At 44.7% G+C, this 16,312-nt stretch carries 16 protein-coding genes and 3 tRNA genes; 7 read left to right on the forward strand and 12 right to left on the reverse strand.

Annotated elements, in window-relative coordinates; genetic code table 11:
* Positions 1-20 precede the first annotated feature (20 nt).
* The 5 genes from DVO77_RS07580 (at position 21) to DVO77_RS07600 (ending at position 3,499) form a co-directional block, all read left to right on the forward strand.
* Positions 21-1,457, forward strand: coding sequence for a glyceraldehyde-3-phosphate dehydrogenase (locus DVO77_RS07580; protein ID WP_110457896.1), 1,437 nt, complete (start codon positions 21-23; stop codon positions 1,455-1,457).
* 242 nt (positions 1,458-1,699) lie between these two features.
* Positions 1,700-1,775 (forward strand) — tRNA-Gly (locus DVO77_RS07585).
* 34 nt (positions 1,776-1,809) lie between these two features.
* Positions 1,810-1,883, forward strand: a tRNA-Cys gene (locus DVO77_RS07590).
* A gap of 39 nt (positions 1,884-1,922) precedes the next feature.
* Positions 1,923-2,008 (forward strand) — tRNA-Leu (locus DVO77_RS07595).
* A 297-nt stretch (positions 2,009-2,305) separates the two neighbouring features.
* Positions 2,306-3,499, forward strand: coding sequence for an amino acid aminotransferase (locus DVO77_RS07600; protein ID WP_119977919.1), 1,194 nt, complete (start codon positions 2,306-2,308; stop codon positions 3,497-3,499).
* A gap of 124 nt (positions 3,500-3,623) precedes the next feature.
* On the opposite strand, the gene yvcK is transcribed toward DVO77_RS07600, so the two are convergent.
* Positions 3,624-4,529, reverse strand: coding sequence for a uridine diphosphate-N-acetylglucosamine-binding protein YvcK (gene yvcK / locus DVO77_RS07605; protein WP_110457894.1), 906 nt, complete (start codon positions 4,527-4,529; stop codon positions 3,624-3,626).
* A 133-nt stretch (positions 4,530-4,662) separates the two neighbouring features.
* On the opposite strand from yvcK, the gene DVO77_RS07610 reads away from it, so the two are divergent.
* Entirely contained in the window at positions 4,663-5,490 is an 828-nt protein-coding gene (locus tag DVO77_RS07610; RefSeq protein WP_119977920.1) for a glucosaminidase domain-containing protein, read from the forward strand.
* A complete protein-coding gene (locus DVO77_RS07615) occupies positions 5,468-6,097 on the forward strand; it encodes a DUF2987 domain-containing protein (protein WP_119977921.1) in 630 nt (209 codons plus the stop codon). Before DVO77_RS07610 ends, DVO77_RS07615 begins: the two co-directional genes overlap by 23 nt.
* Positions 6,098-6,227: 130 nt before the next feature.
* Here the strand turns inward: DVO77_RS07615 and ttcA are convergent, their stop codons facing one another.
* From ttcA to ccoN, 11 genes are all read right to left on the reverse strand, one after another.
* Complete coding sequence (ttcA, locus tag DVO77_RS07620; RefSeq protein WP_119977922.1) at positions 6,228-7,181, reverse strand: tRNA 2-thiocytidine(32) synthetase TtcA; 954 nt, start codon at positions 7,179-7,181, stop codon at positions 6,228-6,230.
* A gap of 84 nt (positions 7,182-7,265) precedes the next feature.
* Entirely contained in the window at positions 7,266-8,198 is a 933-nt protein-coding gene (gene uspE / locus DVO77_RS07625) for a universal stress protein UspE (protein WP_110457890.1), read from the reverse strand.
* A gap of 94 nt (positions 8,199-8,292) precedes the next feature.
* Positions 8,293-9,042: an electron transport transcriptional regulator EtrA gene (gene etrA / locus DVO77_RS07630; RefSeq protein WP_110457889.1), complete on the reverse strand. Its 750-nt coding sequence runs from the start codon at positions 9,040-9,042 to the stop codon at positions 8,293-8,295.
* Positions 9,043-9,097: 55 nt separating this feature from the next.
* A complete protein-coding gene (locus DVO77_RS07635) occupies positions 9,098-9,790 on the reverse strand; it encodes a sulfite exporter TauE/SafE family protein (protein ID WP_119977923.1) in 693 nt (230 codons plus the stop codon).
* Complete coding sequence (ccoS, locus tag DVO77_RS07640; RefSeq protein WP_110457887.1) at positions 9,787-9,969, reverse strand: cbb3-type cytochrome oxidase assembly protein CcoS; 183 nt, start codon at positions 9,967-9,969, stop codon at positions 9,787-9,789. The genes DVO77_RS07635 and ccoS overlap by 4 nt, the downstream gene beginning before the upstream one ends.
* Positions 9,966-12,365 carry a heavy metal translocating P-type ATPase gene (locus DVO77_RS07645; protein WP_119977924.1) on the reverse strand — a complete coding sequence of 800 codons (2,400 nt, stop codon included), beginning with the start codon at positions 12,363-12,365 and terminating at the stop codon, positions 9,966-9,968. The genes ccoS and DVO77_RS07645 overlap by 4 nt, the downstream gene beginning before the upstream one ends.
* Positions 12,366-12,372: 7 nt before the next feature.
* Complete coding sequence (locus tag DVO77_RS07650; protein WP_110457885.1) at positions 12,373-12,852, reverse strand: FixH family protein; 480 nt, start codon at positions 12,850-12,852, stop codon at positions 12,373-12,375.
* Between the two features lie 109 nt (positions 12,853-12,961).
* Positions 12,962-13,930: a cytochrome-c oxidase, cbb3-type subunit III gene (gene ccoP, locus DVO77_RS07655; RefSeq protein WP_119978033.1), complete on the reverse strand. Its 969-nt coding sequence runs from the start codon at positions 13,928-13,930 to the stop codon at positions 12,962-12,964.
* 2 nt (positions 13,931-13,932) lie between these two features.
* Entirely contained in the window at positions 13,933-14,100 is a 168-nt protein-coding gene (locus tag DVO77_RS07660) for a cbb3-type cytochrome oxidase subunit 3 (RefSeq protein WP_110457884.1), read from the reverse strand.
* A 15-nt stretch (positions 14,101-14,115) separates the two neighbouring features.
* Entirely contained in the window at positions 14,116-14,721 is a 606-nt protein-coding gene (gene ccoO, locus DVO77_RS07665; protein ID WP_110457883.1) for a cytochrome-c oxidase, cbb3-type subunit II, read from the reverse strand.
* Positions 14,722-14,733: 12 nt separating this feature from the next.
* Positions 14,734-16,161: a cytochrome-c oxidase, cbb3-type subunit I gene (gene ccoN, locus DVO77_RS07670; RefSeq protein WP_119977925.1), complete on the reverse strand. Its 1,428-nt coding sequence runs from the start codon at positions 16,159-16,161 to the stop codon at positions 14,734-14,736.
* Positions 16,162-16,312: the final 151 nt, after the last annotated feature.

Here is a 16,312-nt window from a genome sequence, read left to right on the forward strand (position 1 = left end):
GTGAGATAAAGGATCTGTAAATGACCGCTGATAAACACCTACAAAGTTGGCAAGAACGTTTTGAAATGGCAGAGGCGATGCAGCCTCTGTTGGGTAAGCTGTACCGTAATCAAGGTGTAGAAGTCGTTCTATACGGTAAACCCCTTCTTAATGCTTCGACTATCGAAATCATTAAATCCCATCGTTTAGTACGCCGTCATGTTGGCGAAAAACTCAGATTGCGTGAAAGCTTCCCGTTTGTAGAAGCACTTAGCAAGCTTGCTGTAAAGCAATGCAAAGTTGATATCGGTAAATTAGCGGTCAACTACTGGCGTGAACACCAAGATGCGAGCCAGATTGAAGCCTATATGAGCCAAGAATTGGCAAGTGCCATCGATCATGAAGATACACAGCAAGCGCGTGATGTGGTGTTGTATGGTTTTGGTCGTATCGGACGCCTATTAGCGCGTCTATTGATTGAAAGAACGGGTGTGAGCAACAAATTATGTTTACGTGCTATTGTGCTTCGCGGTGGTCGTAAGGGCGATTTAGAAAAACGTGCCAGCTTATTGCGTCGTGACTCAGTTCATGGACCTTTTAATGGATCGGTAGAAGTCGATGAAGATAACAATGCCATTATTGCCAACGGTACTTATATTCAAGTCATCTACGCTAACTCTCCCGATGAAATTGATTACACTCAATATGGCATTAATAATGCGCTAGTGGTCGACAACACCGGGATTTGGAAAGATGAAGACGGTTTAGGCCTTCATCTTAAATCGAAAGGTGCGGCAAAAGTATTGCTTACCGCTCCCGCGAAGGGGGCCATTAAGAATATCGTTTATGGCGTCAATGAGAATGATATTTTAGATGAGGACACTATCGTATCGGCGGCAAGTTGCACTACTAATGCGATAACGCCAGTACTCAAAGCGGTCAATGACAAGTACGGCATTGTTAATGGTCACGTTGAAACGATCCATTCGTATACTAACGACCAAAACTTAATTGATAACTATCATAAAGCAGACCGTCGTGGCCGCAGCGCACCATTAAATATGGTGATCACCGAAACGGGTGCCGCCAAAGCGGTGGCTAAAGCGCTCCCGGTTTTAGCTGGTAAGCTTACGGGTAACGCTATTCGTGTGCCTACGCCTAATGTCTCTATGGCGATCATCAGCCTAAACCTTAATGGCGAAACTAACAAAGAAGATATGAACGAGTATCTGCGTAAAGTTGCCTTATCGTCTGAATTACAAAACCAAGTTGATTTTACCGAGTCAACTGAAATTGTGTCGTCAGACTTGGTTGGTTCTCGTTACGCGGGTGTCGTTGATTCACAAGCCACGATTGCCGAAGGTAACCGTACTATCTTATATGTATGGTACGACAATGAATTTGGCTACAGCTGTCAGGTTGTAGGCGTAATGCAAAAGATGTTGGGCTTACAATATCAGTCATTGCCTAACCTTTAACTCATTAGTTAAGCATCATAAAAACGCCTGAGTCTTTGATTCAGGCGTTTTTTTATGCGGTTATTAACTTGGGTTGGTTAACAAAAAACCACAGCGACCAATATTGCAGCAACCAATTAATTAATCTCGATTATTGCAAAATTTAGCGTTGACTCTTGGGCTTAAATCGGTAGAATGCCATTCCGCAGTCAGGGGAAAGCTTCTTAACTAGAACTTGATTGAGATTGAAAGCATTAAGACCTGCGACATTAGCTCAGTTGGTAGAGCGATACCTTGCCAAGGTATAGGTCATCGGTTCGAACCCGATATGTCGCTCCAATCTTAACGATTGGCCTTAACGCCTTCGATATAAGGCGCGATGGCAGAATGGCTATGCTGCGGATTGCAAATCCGTCGATCTCGGTTCGACTCCGGGTCGCGCCTCCACTTTCAGTTTTAGCGCAATAGCGGTAAAACGCACACATTGCCCGTGTGGTGGAATCGGTAGACACAAGGGATTTAAAATCCCTCGCTGAATAAGCGTGCCAGTTCAAGTCTGGCCACGGGTACCATCTTAAGATGACAAAAAAGCCTCAACTTAGTTGAGGCTTTTTTGTTTGCGTCAATCTGCTTAGTCATAAAACGCCATGGAAAACAGTGATAGAGTGTCATCGCTAGGCAATTAACCGATCGTAAAAATTTTGGCTATATACTGAAATATCGATAGTTATTAGCCAAAAAAATGAGATAAACCTTATCGCAACGCAAAAAAACAGATGCTGATGAAAATCCGCTATGAAGCCGTCGTCGACAATGGTATAAATGGCGGCGAACTCCCTACATTTACTCTAATTTTTAGGAATGCTGTCATGATATTTAACCAGGTAGAACTGGCTCCTGCCGATCCCATTCTTGGCCTTACCGATGCTTTTAAAGCCGACCCTCGTTCAGATAAAGTTAATTTGGGAGTAGGGATCTATAAGGATGAGTCAGGTCAAACTCCTATTCTTAAGTCGGTTAAATTAGCAGAGCAAAAACTGCTTGATAATGAAACAAGTAAAAGTTACCTCGGTATTGATGGCGTACAGGCTTATAACAGCGCGGTACAAACATTGCTTTTTGGTGAGCAACATCAAGTATTGCAACAACAACGTACCGTGACCGCGCAGGCGCCAGGCGGTACAGGTTCTCTGCGAGTGGCTGCTGAATTTGTGGCACGTAATACTGACTCAAATACCATTTGGGTCAGTAATCCTACATGGGCGAACCACAACAATATTTTTCAATCTGCGCAGCTGCAAGTGAAACAGTATCGCTATTATGATGCGCCAACTCATAGCATGGATTTTGACGCTATGCTGGCTGATTTAGCCACCGCAAAAGCAGGGGACTTAGTGCTGTTGCATGGCTGTTGTCATAACCCAACGGGTATCGATCTTAATCAGAGCCAATGGCAAACCATTGCTGAGTTATGTTTACAAAAAGAATTAGTACCCTTATTTGATTTCGCCTACCAAGGGTTTGGTGATGGTGTTGAAGAAGATGCCCAAGGGTTACGTTTGGTGGCCGATATCGTTCCTGAACTGATTGTGGCTAACTCATTTTCTAAAAACTTCGGCCTCTATAACGAGCGTATCGGTGCTGTTACGTTAGTAGCGAAAGATCAAGACACAGCTAAAACGGCATTTAGTCAGGTGAAGAGCACTATTCGAGGTAATTATTCCAATCCTCCGGCTCATGGCGCGCTGATCGTGGCCACCATTTTAGGTGACAATGAATTAAGAGCGATGTGGGAAGCTGAACTACAACAGATGCGTGAACGTATCGCCCAGATGAGGGTTCTGTTTGTTGATACCCTAAAAAGCGTGGGCGTTAGCCAAGATTTCAGCTTTATTTCGACGCAAAATGGGATGTTTAGCTTCTCGGGACTGAACAAAGCACAAGTCGAACGTTTACGAGAGGAGTTTGGTATTTATATTGTGGGCTCTGGCCGTATCAGTGTGGCGGGGATGACCCGTGACAATATGCCTGCAATTTGTCACGCTATCGCGCAAGTGGTGTAAATTAGCGCAAGGCTAAGTACTGATCCCATGTGCTCTTCATAAAACGGTTATCGCCTTATGCGTTAACCGTTTTTTATCGTCAGTATGGTGTTTTTTGCGAATATGAGAGTGTGGTGCTAACCCCTTAAGATTCGAGCGCTGGAAGCTGAGTGATAAAGGAGATAGCTTCAGCTAAGGCGCTGCGATCATGTAGGCCTACATGATGCTTACTGCGTAGCGGGAAATAGGTGATATTACCGTCAGTATGGCACTGCTCACCATGACATAACACATGATTGACGACTTTATTGCCTAGCACTTGCTCGCACCAATGTAAGCGCTTTTCGAGATTAAAATTCACCGTTGATGACGGCTCGGCAGTTAAGTTATCGATAAAAATCACCTTGGCGTTACTGTTTGCCAAAGCTTCGCTTAAGATAGGCAGTAATAATGGCGGCATGATACTGGTGAGAAAACTACCAGGGCCTAAAATAATCAAATCGGCGGCTTTTATCGCATCACAGGCTTCGGCGGTTGCTTCAACCATTGGTTCAAGTGATAAAGCGATAGGCGACTCCTGCATGCCATCGACCTCCACTTCGCCCAGAATCTTAGTACCACAAGATTGTATGGCGACTAAATGGGTGGGCTCTTCAGACATTGGGATCACTTGGGTTTCGATATTGAGCAACTTACGGATCAAGTTAACCGCATCGAGAGGGCGGACACAAAGTTCATCGAGCGCCAATAAAATTAGGTTGCCAAGGTTATGGTTGTTCAACTCATGCTGGCTACTGAAGCGGTATTCAAATAATAGCGAGCCTACAGATGGCCGCGATGCCAGTTGTGATAAACAATTGCGTAAATCTCCCCATGCAATGCAATCTTGCTGCTGTCTTAATCGTCCCGTTGAGCCACCATTATCAGTGGTGGCCACAATGCCTGTCAGCCTAGGGCCTAAAAATGATAATGCAGATAGCACTCGTCCCAGCCCATGACCGCCACCAATGGCAACCACATTTGTAAATTGATTAAGTGCATAGTTGTGCATGCGGGTTTTTCCTTCCTGAATCCCCAATATATCGCCACATATTATAGCGAATAATGTCTTGGGGCATAGTGGTTTTGTTTCGTGGCATAGATCGCATATAATCACCTCCTAAACCCTTAAAAGAGTTAGCAATTTGAAAACAGGTAGTGTGAACAAAGTTATCATAGCGTTGGCTGTTGTGGTGGCGTCCCTATTGGCGGTTAAGCTCTTGTTGGTTGACCTGCAACCAAGCGAAGAGAGCAGCCAAGGCCAGCTGTTAAAAAATACACGCCAATACAGCCAGATCCCGGATTTTGAAGCGATTGCCGATGTGGCTGAAAAGAAAAAAGCCTTCTTTGATTTCTTACGCCCTGCAGTACAGCACCACAACAATATTATTGCAGAAGAGCGCAAGTTTCTGCTCGCCTCACTACAACATCTCGTAGATGGTGAAGTGCTTTCTGAAGCGGAGCAGTTTCGTATTCAGCAATTAGCCAGTAAATACCAATACAGTATGCGCAGCGTGACTGTTAATAATCTTAATCAGTTACTTAGACGGGTCGACATTATCCCCGAAGACTTGGTATTAATTCAGGCTGCCAATGAAACAGGTTGGGGCAGTAGCCGCTTTGCCAAAGAAGGGCTCAACTTTTTTGGCCAATGGTGCTTTAGAAAAGGTTGTGGTCTTGTGCCACAATCACGCAGTGAAGGAATGAGCCATGAAGTCGCCGTTTTTAACAGTGTCGATGACTCTGTTGGATCTTACATGCGTAATTTAAATTCGAACGCTGCTTATTCGCTATTACGATCTATCCGAGCCGATCTGCGTGCACAAGGGGAGCCCATTAGGGCTGACAAATTAGTGTATGGTTTGCTCAATTATTCTGAACGGCAAGAAGCTTATATCGAAGAATTACTCGATATGTTACGTCACAATAATCAATTTTTGGTGGAAAATTATGAACAAGGCTCTGCTGTTTAGTTGCCTATTACTTGGCAGTATGACTGCCCAAGCAACGCCGATATCTCTGGAATATCAAGGTTTTTATCAACGTCTTAAACAGGTGAATAAAGGTCATTATCCGCTGATTGAGTTAACTTTTTCAGTACCTAAAGCACAAGGCTGTGTGATAAAAAATGGCTATATTGCAACCGAAAAAGAGCAGTTCCCATTAACCATTACTGACTCGCAGCGCATCTTTCTTCCTTATGATGACAGGCTTAAATCGGACAGGGCATTAGTGCATTTAGAGATGGAAAATGACGCTAGCCAATGTGGTATTGCCATGCAAATACGCGCCAAGCAAACGCAGCCGCAATATCAACAAGCTGACTTAGTCATGTTGCAAGTACAAATGGATGATCTACTGCATACCATGCAAGGCTTCCCTATGCGTTATTTTACTGACGATATTCGCGGGCTTAATTTTGAATTTGATCAAGCCGCGACGGTAAAGATTAATGGCGAAACCATTGGCTTTGATGGTGTTTTTCGATTGTCTCGAGAGCGTATCAATCAGCTAGATAGCATTAGCTTCGATCGACGCCCAGATGTCGTCAGCCCTTGGGTAAGCTCTAGCGATAAATAACAGATAGGTGTTATTCATCCCTTGACTGATTGTTTTACACAGAGAGTTCACCCTCGATAACAGCTCAAAATGACAGACATAAAAAAACCTCCATCGGAGGTTTTTTTATGTCACGCTTCGCAATTTAAAGCTAAGGCGTATAAGTACTGACGACGTCAATTTTTAAAGCATCGGTATTGCGCTTCGCCGCATCTAAGTCGATATGGCCGTTATTGGCAATATCGAGAAAATCAAAGGCGGGCAGATCTGACTCGGCCACATCGCCTTTCATGGGGGCGTCGGGATCACGAGTCAGCGAGGTAAAGTCGAACTGTGCTCTGTCGACACCCTGTGATGGGCTGGTATTTTGCATGGCGGTAAAAATAGTTTCGATACGGCCAGGAAACTGCTTATCCCACGTACTAAGCATCTCTTTTACCGCCGCGCGTTTAAGGTTTTCTTGTGAACCACACAAGTTACAAGGGATGATAGGAAACCCTTTTAAGCCTGCGTACTCGGCAATATCTTTCTCTCGACTGTACGCCAAGGGACGAATAACCACGTTAGCGCCATCATCTGAGAGTAATTTAGGTGGCATGGCTTTTAGTTTGCCCGCATAAAACATGTTTAAAAACAGGGTTTCGATAATGTCGTCGCGGTGGTGGCCAAGGGCAATTTTGTTGGCACCTATCTGCTGCGCGAAGCCATATAAGGTACCTCGGCGTAAGCGACTGCACAAAGAGCAGGTAGTTTTACCTTCAGGGATCTTATCTTTAACGATAGAGTAGGTGTCTTTTTCAAGAATATGATACGGCACATTCAACGTATCGAGATACGCTGGCAAAATATCTTCAGGGAAACCCGGTTGCTTTTGATCAAGGTTGACCGCGACCAGTTTAAAAGAGATCGGCGCACGCTGCTGTAGATTAAGTAATATATCGAGCATGGCGTAACTGTCTTTGCCACCCGAAAGACAACACATGACAGTATCACCGTCTTCAATCATATTGTAATCAGCGATAGCGCTACCCACTTCACGTCTAAGACGCTTCTGTAGCTTATTTAACCGTGTGGTCTGTTTTTTTAAGAGAGTATCATCAGACATAATAAAAAACGCGCCTAGTATCATCAAATTCTGGGCGCGTAGTATAGCTTAAATCAATTGTCTAAAGAAGCGGTGCGTTAGTTGTTACTCATCTTCAAGCGGCGACTTGTAACCATCTGGTTTGACAGCTAATAGATCACAATTAATGCTGTCGATTACATGCTCCGCGGTATTACCAATTAATGCAGCCGAAAATCCAGTACGACCAACGGTGCCAAGGATCACCAGTTCCGCATCGAGTTGCTCAGCCAGCTCAGGGATCACATCTTCAGGTAACCCTTCTTTAACATGACAGAAATCGGTTGAGATGCCATATTGGCTGGCCAAGTGCCAAACTCGTTGTTCATGCTGCATGCGAATGGTTTCGCTATAGGTATGTGCATCAAAGTCGGGCAGTTCAATCGCTAAGTTTACCGGTGTGCCGGGATAACCATTAACGAGGTGCACTTTAGCGTCAAACTTCTTGGCTAAGTCTTGGGCGTGTTCGATTATCTTGCCGTTAAGGGTTTGATGATCGTCATCTTCTGATGCCACATTGATGGCACACAGTATCTTACCAGCCACTGGCCAGTCATGTTCTTTAACGAGCAGCACGGGCACGGGCGCTTTACGCATTAAGTGCCAGTCGGTTGGGGTAAAGATCACCGATTTAAGCTTATCATGCTGATGCGTACCTTTGACGATTAAGTCAAACTTCCCTTCGATTGAGTGCAGGATGATGCTTTCGAACGGGCGGTTATGCCACACAACCTCACTCTGAATGTCGATACCACTGTCTTTGTATTGCAACAAAATATCGGCTAACCAGGCTTGTCGTTGAGCTATCACGCCTTGACGCATGGCTTCACGTTCTTGGCCCGATAAGATGGAGGTCATCTCGTAGGAAAAATCGAAAATAGACAAGAATACCGTAATGGCAGCCTTGTTTTTTATGGCAAGTTTAACCGCTCTTGCGAGTGCAGGTTGTTCATCGTTTGTAGGGTCCACTACAACAAGGATTTTATGATAGTCCTTCATAGATCATTCCTTTATCTGACGTTGTAATTTAATAATGGTCGATAACGGGTAAATTGCCTTGTCTTAGATCAACTTTACCCATTAAAACGCTTATTTAGCGACCGATTCTATTGTTACCGGCTAGCTTATTAAGGGATTCAAAATCGATGATAGTAATATATTTTCCTTTTACTTCAATCAATTCTGATTTTTGAAAACGACCCAGTAGTCGGCTAATAGTTTCGACAGTCAAGCCGAGATAGTTGCCGATATCACCGCGGGTCATGGTTAAGCGAAACTCTTTAGGAGAGAAACCACGATTACCAAAACGGTTTGCGAGATTACTGATAAAAGCGGCGAGGCGCTCTTCGGCATTTTTCTTACTCAATAGTAAGATCATCTCTTGGTCGCTTTGAATTTCATTACTCATTAAGCGCATGATCTGCTGACGTAATTTAGGCATGGTGCCAGATAAGTCATCAAGGGTTTCATAGGGGATTTCACACACCATTGAGGTTTCTAATGCTTGGGCGAAACTCTGATGAATTTGTGAGTGAATACCGTCAAAACCAATCACGTCGCCAGCCAAATGAAAACCTGTGATCTGCTCATCGCCTTGCTCGGTAATGGTGAAGCTTTTAATGGTACCTGAGCGAATGGCATAGAGAGATTTTAGTGCGTCGCCAGATTTAAAAATCTGCTCACCTTTTTGGATAGGCTTTTTACGCTCAATGATATCGTCGAGCTGATCTAATTCATTGTTATTTAATGTGAAAGGTATGCAAAGGCTACCCATACTACAGTCATGACAATGTATAGCGCATCCCGGGGCTGCCGAACGACGATTTTTAATGGTATCCGTCATAATGTCTCTCGAATTTCACAGTTATGCCCATGTTAAACTAATTTAATAGTGTGAGCTAGTTTAGCTGCGCAATTGCAATATACAAAGTGTGTATACCAAAGCCAACTAACAAAAGGCCGCTGATCATACGCACCGAGTTTCGTAACACGAATTGGGCAAATACTTGCGCCGCGACACCAGCACTGAATAGCGCTGGCAGGGTACCTAGTCCAAATGCTGCCATGATCAGCGCCCCTTGTTGCGCCGAATTTGCCGCGACTGCCCAGGTCAAGGTGCTGTAAACCAAACCACAAGGTAACCATCCCCAGATTAAGCCGGCCACAAAAGCTTGTTTTAAACTTTTAATGGGCAGTAAGCGATTAGCTATGGGGCCTAATACTTGCCAAACCCGTTTTCCGAGCCGCTCGACTTGCACAACGCCAGACCAGATTTTGGCGATATATAATCCGGTAGCAATCATCATGACTCCGGCTAAAATACGCATACTCAGCAAATAGATATCTAAACTAAACAGGGTACTGAGTAAGCTGGCCGAGCCACCAATTAAGGCGCCAGCTAGGGTATAACTGAGGATACGTCCGGCATTATAACTGACAATAAATTGCAGTTTACCAACCAGTACATTGCCTTTAGTTTGCGTGGGCATCTGCTGTGATATCGCCCCCACGAGTCCACCACACATACCGATACAATGACCTGCGCCCATTAACCCGACCAAAAAGGCACCAGTAACAGTAAAATCGATCACTGCGGTTTGCTCTCATCGTCTTTTGGCGTTGACGGTTTTACGTCATCATCAAACAAAATCGATACGCTTTGGCGATCAAGATCATCAAACTGCTCAGATTTTACTGCCCAGAAAAAAATCCCCACGGCAATAAGCACAAACAACATCGCAATGGGAATTAACACATAGATAATACTCATACTCGTACCTTCAATAGTCTAAGGCTGTTCGCCACGACAATAAGTGAACTGGCTGACATGCCAATGGCTGCAATATAGGGCAAAACGTGACCCGTTACCGCTAACGGAATAATAAACAAGTTGTAGCCCAACGCCCAAAGGAGATTTTGTTTAATGATTTTGTCTGTTAATTTGGCAATCGCCATCGCATCGGTAAAGCGGGCGAGTTGATCGCTTAATAAAATCAGATCGGCACTGTTTTTGGTTATGGCTGCGCCGCTGCCCATGGCAACTGATAAGTTGGCGCCAGCCAATACAGGTGCATCGTTAATGCCATCGCCAAACATGGCCACTTGTTGTGTTTGTTGCAAGTGTTGAATTAGGCGCAGTTTATCCTGCGGCTTCAGCGCTTTATGCACATTGGTTATGCCCATGGCTTGAGCAATTTCATCAACATGAGCCGAGCTATCGCCACTGGCAATGCTCACATTGCAGCCCGATCCACGTAGCTTGTTAACGGTTACCAAGGCATCGGGGCGAATGCTATCAATCAATTCGAAACTGGCTATGAGCTGATTATCGCGGCTAAGGTATACGCATTGCTGTGTGCTAGGGGGACAGTCAATACCAAGACGCTGGTGTATGAAATCGGCACTGCCAATAATAAAGTGCTGTTGATTTATCACCCCTTCGATGCCACACCCTGCAAAATTACGCCCATTATCGACCCGAACATCATCGGCGCGATAAGGTTCAAAGGCTCGGGCAATGGGGTGCAGTGACGTGGACTCTAGGGCCGCCGCTAACGCTAATGCTTGCGTTTGGGTAATGTCACTGTGTAACCGAGTGTTAGCCACCGTCAGACTGCCACAGGTGAGGGTACCGGTTTTATCAAACACTACATGATTAATTAGCGGCAGCTTTTCAAACACTCCAGGTTTACGTGCCACAACTCCCATTCGGGTAAATAATCCTGTAGCACAAGTGATCGCGGTAGGCGTTGCGAGCGCAAGCGCGCAGGGACAAGTTGCTACCAGTACTGATAAAGTGACCCAAAAAGCATCTTCAGGCCAATAGGCCTTCCACACTAAATAGGTTAACAAGGCGATGATTAAAATCGTCCAGGTAAAATAATTTGAGATGGTATCAACGTGTAGCGCAACTGTGGGTTTATTATTGGATGCGGCTTCTTGCAGTCGAATGATCTCAGCGACTAATTGATCTTGTCCGATGGCGGTGACACGCACCTTAATAGGATGGTCTATATTGATTGTGCCAGCAAATACTTGGCTCGATACACGTTTAGTCACAGGCATCTGCTCGCCAGTTAACATCGCTTCGTTTACACTACTGCTTCCTTCAATAATATCACCATCGGCACTGATGGCTTCCCCCGGTTTAATGAGGATAATGTCGCCAATGTGTAAACGTTTCGCCGGGACTTCCTTGTGCTGGCCGTCCGCATCCACTAAATGCGCAGTTAAGGGGATTAGTTTATGTAAGTTGTTGGAGCTGACGGACGCTTTTTGTCGCGCGTTTTGTTCAAGGTAGCGCCCCAACAGCAAGAAGAAGGTGAACATGCTGACCGATTCAAAATAGACCTCTCCTTGACCACTGACGGTCGCAATACAACTGGCAATATAGGCACCGCAAATAGCAATCGACACCGACACGTCCATATTTAGCCGCCCCGATAACATAGACCGAATGGCACTAAAATAGAAAGGTTGCGCCGAGTAAAACACCACTGGCGCGGCAAACATCATGCTTACCCAGCGGAAATAGTCACGGTATTCGACATCGAGATCGGTAAAGTATTCTGAATACAGGGCGAGGGCGAACATCATCACCTGCATGGTGGCAAAGCCAGCTAGCCCTAGTCTTAATAAAAACTTACGGCTATTTTTTTTGGTTTGGATCTCTTCATCATCGACTTGGTAAGGGGCCGCTTGATAGCCGATGTTACTGATTAAATTAAGAATATTACTGAGTTTAATGCGGTTATCATCCCATGAAACAAAAGCGCGTTCGGTGGTGGTGTTGACCGCGATGCTCACAATCCCATCGACCGATTTTAACTTATGCTCTATTAGCCATGCACAAGCCGCGCAGGTGATACCGTCTATGGTTAACGAAACCTGACTGATATTGTCCTGATGGTGGACAAAATCTTGCTGCACTTCTTTAAGATCAAAAGCTGAATTGACGTTTAACTCTTCCGGCACCAGTGCCGTTTGTTTGTTACCCGGTTCGGTGCGATAGCGATAATAATTGCTCAATCCCGCATCGATGATAGCCTTTGATACCGCTTGGCAACCAGGGCAGCACATAGGTTGCGGCATATTATCTATCATAGTGATAAATTGTGAGCCAGTTAATACTGGCTCACCGCAATGAAAACACTCAGGGGTATTCATGATAAAGCTAATTTAACCAGTATTGGGCATCGTCTTTAAGGTCAAGGCGTTGTTGAATACGCCAGGTTTGATCGAATCCTTCGAGTCTGACTTCCCATGCACCAGAAATAGGTTCTGCCAACTTAATACGGTAAACCTGATTGCCATCGGCTGTTGCCACTTGACTAAAATCGTGTTGTTTTAAGGTTGGGTGGAAAAACGATATGCTTAATGCTGCCAAATAAGCCTCACCACCGTGTTGTACAATACGGATTTCATCGTCATTTACTAACATCTCAAACTGCAAACCTAATTGTTTAGCGTGCTTAATTTTACGCAGATCCATATTGATGGCTTTACCATCTTTATAGTAATCCTCTGAGACGAGTGAGTCTTGCGTATCGATGGCGACCATCAGCAAATTAACGCTGGCAATGACGGCGCACAAGGGCAAAATAATAAGAAACCAAGGCCAAAATTGTTTATACCAAACTTGCGGTGTATTCATGAAAACTACCTGTTTAATTTGTTGAGCTCATTTTACCGATAATTGAGTAAAAGCACAGCTAAAAAAAAGGCCTCGAGCATCTCGAGGCCTTGATGTTACCTATATGTAACTACTTGTTTGACAAGCTATAAATGTAAGCTGTGATCACGTGAACTTTCTCTTCACCTAAAACGTCTTTCCATGCTGGCATTACACCAGAACGGCCGTTTTTGATGCTTTCGACTATCACACCACGACTACCACCATATAACCAAGCAGAGTCAGTCAGGTTAGGGGCACCCATAAACTTGTTACCGGTACCGTCCATGCCATGGCAAGCAAAACAGCCTTTCATGAATGAGCCTTGACCTTGAGCAGCAAGTGCGGCGTCGTGTTCACGACCAGAAAGCTTAACCACATACTCAGCTAATCCTTCAAGTTCACTATCATCGATAGGTAACCCCCCTTTAGGCGGCATCATACCGTGACGACCATTCATCAGTGTCGTTTTGATAGTGGCTAAATCACCACCGTATAACCAAGCATTATCTGTTAGGTTAGGAAAGCCAGTACTACCACGGGCATCACTACCATGACATTGTGCGCAGTTTTGTAGGAAGAGGCGACCACCGACTTTCAATGCATCTTCATCTTTAACCAACTCTTCCAATGGGGTTGCAAGGTATGCAGCGAAGATAGGGCCAAACTTTTCGTCAGCTTGCTTCACTTCTTGGTCATACTGTACCCAACGGCCTTCTTTCACTGCTAGTTCAATCGCGGCTGCAGAATCAGCTTTAATGCCATTCTCTGTACCAATACTTTGGTTTGAGCTTGACCAACCGAGTAACCCTTTATAGTTACCAAGACCTGGATAGAGGGCAAGGTAAATCACACTAATGACGATAGTCAGATAAAACATATAACTCCACCACTTTGGTAGTGGGTTATTGAGCTCTTCAATACCGTCAAAGGCATGGCCCATTGACTTGCCTTCTTCAACACCCGTGGTGTTTTTAGAGACTAGTCTTAATAGGATAAAACATCCTGCGATTACCACGATTGTGAGTACGGTAATCCAAATACTCCAGAAGCTACTCATCATCACTTATGCTCTCCTGAGTCCTTGCTTTTCTCGTCATCCGAGAAAACAAGGTTAGCGGCTTCGTCAAATTGATTCTTACGACGACCGCTATAAGCCCACGCAAAAATACCGACAAACGTCAACATAACAACAATGGTGATAATCCCTTGTATTGTGCCGTAATCCATATTTATGCCTCCAATTTATTTCAGTGCGTGACCTAACGACTGTAGGTATGCGATCAGTGCTTGCATCTCAGTCTTGCCTTCAACCGCTTTTTGAGCATTGTCGACATCTTCTTGAGTGTAAGGCACACCGAAACCACGGAACACTTCCATCTTTTTAGCCGTTAACTTACCGTCAAGTACGTTTTCAGCTAACCATGGGAACCCAGGCATATTTGACTGAGGTACCACGGCACGAGGATCGATTAAGTGCACTTCGTGCCACTTGTCACTGTAACGTCCGCCTACACGAGCAAGATCAGGACCAGTACGTTTAGAACCCCAAAGGAATGGGTGTTCCCACACTGACTCACCAGCTACAGAGTAGTGCCCATAACGTTCAGTTTCTGCACGTAATGGACGGATCATTTGACTGTGACAACCAACACAACCTTCGCGGATATAAATATCACGGCCTTCAAGCTCTAGCGCTGTGTAAGGGCGTAATCCATCAACAGGTTCAGTGGTATCTTTTTGAAAAAGTAGAGGAGTGATCTGTACCAAGCCACCGAAACTAATTGCAATAACGGTAAAGATGCCTAGCAGACCGATGTTTTTCTCAACTATCTCATGATTAAATTTCATCTAATCTACCCCTTATGCTTCAGCAAGTGCTGGCAAAGATTCTTTCGGTGCTTTTACGGTCTTGAACACGTTATATGCCATTAACAGCATACCAGTTACAAAGAACACGCCACCTAAGAAACGAACAAAGTAGAATGGATACGATGCTTCCAAACCTTCAACAAAGCTGTAGGTCAAGGTACCGTCAGAGTTAACTGCACGCCACATAAGACCTTGCATCACACCCGAGATCCACATAGATACGATGTAAAGTACGGTACCGATAGTTGCCAACCAGAAATGCACGTTGATCAACTGAGTGCTGTACATACGGCCGTGACCATAAACAGAAGGAATCAAGTGATATAACGACCCAATAGATACCATTGCTACCCAACCCAGTGCACCAGAGTGAACGTGACCAATAGTCCAGTCAGTGTAGTGAGAAAGGGCGTTAACTGTCTTAATCGCCATCATTGGACCTTCGAAGGTAGACATACCATAGAAAGACAATGAAACCACAAGGAAGCGTAGGATAGGATCGGTTCTTAACTTATGCCAAGCACCTGATAGCGTCATGATACCGTTGATCATACCACCCCAAGAAGGCGCGAATAGAATAAGCGACATCACCATACCCAGTGATTGTGTCCAATCAGGCAGCGCAGTGTAGTGAAGGTGGTGAGGACCAGCCCAAATATACAATGCAATCAATGCCCAAAAGTGAACAATAGATAAACGGTATGAGTAAACAGGACGACCAGCTTGCTTAGGCACGAAGTAGTACATCATACCTAAGAAACCAGCTGTCAGTAGGAAACCTACCGCGTTATGTCCATACCACCACTGAACCATGGCATCAACTGCGCCTGAGTAGAGTGAATATGATTTGAACATGCTCACTGGTATCGCCATAGAGTTAACTATATGCAGCACGGCTACCGTAATAATGAAGGCACCAAAGAACCAGTTCGCGACATAAATGTGTGAGGTTGTTCTTTTTACGATGGTGCCAAAGAATACAATCGCATATGTTACCCAAACGACGGCAATAGCGATATCGATAGGCCATTCTAATTCTGCATACTCTTTAGTACTGGTTAGGCCCAGTGGCAGAGTAATCACGGCTGATAAAATGATGGCTTGCCATCCCCAGAAGGTAAATGCAGCTAATTTAGGTGCAAATAAACGGGTTTGACAGGTGCGCTGAACGATATAGTAAGATGTTGCAAAAAGTGCTGAAGTACCGAACGCGAAAATCACAGCGTTTGTGTGCAGAGGTCGAAGACGACTGTACGTTAGCCATGGAGTATCAAAGTTCAGTTGTGGCCATATTAACTGGGCCGCGATCAATACACCGATTGACATACCAACGATTCCCCACAAAACTGTGGTTAATGCAAATTGGCGGACAACGGTGTAATTGTAATCAGCGCCTTGAGGCTGGGAATGATTCATCATATTGCTTCCACTGCTTATTACTTGTACTTATTGTTAGAGTAAAGCGACACTTTACCCGTTAGAAAATGACGTTAACAAGCCTGCTTCCTACGAAACAAACTTGATTGAGTCAACGTGTTGCTCAACATTAATGCAAATTAATGTTAAGTAT

Source organism: Shewanella algidipiscicola (assembly GCF_003605125.1).
Classification (GTDB): domain Bacteria; phylum Pseudomonadota; class Gammaproteobacteria; order Enterobacterales; family Shewanellaceae; genus Shewanella; species Shewanella algidipiscicola.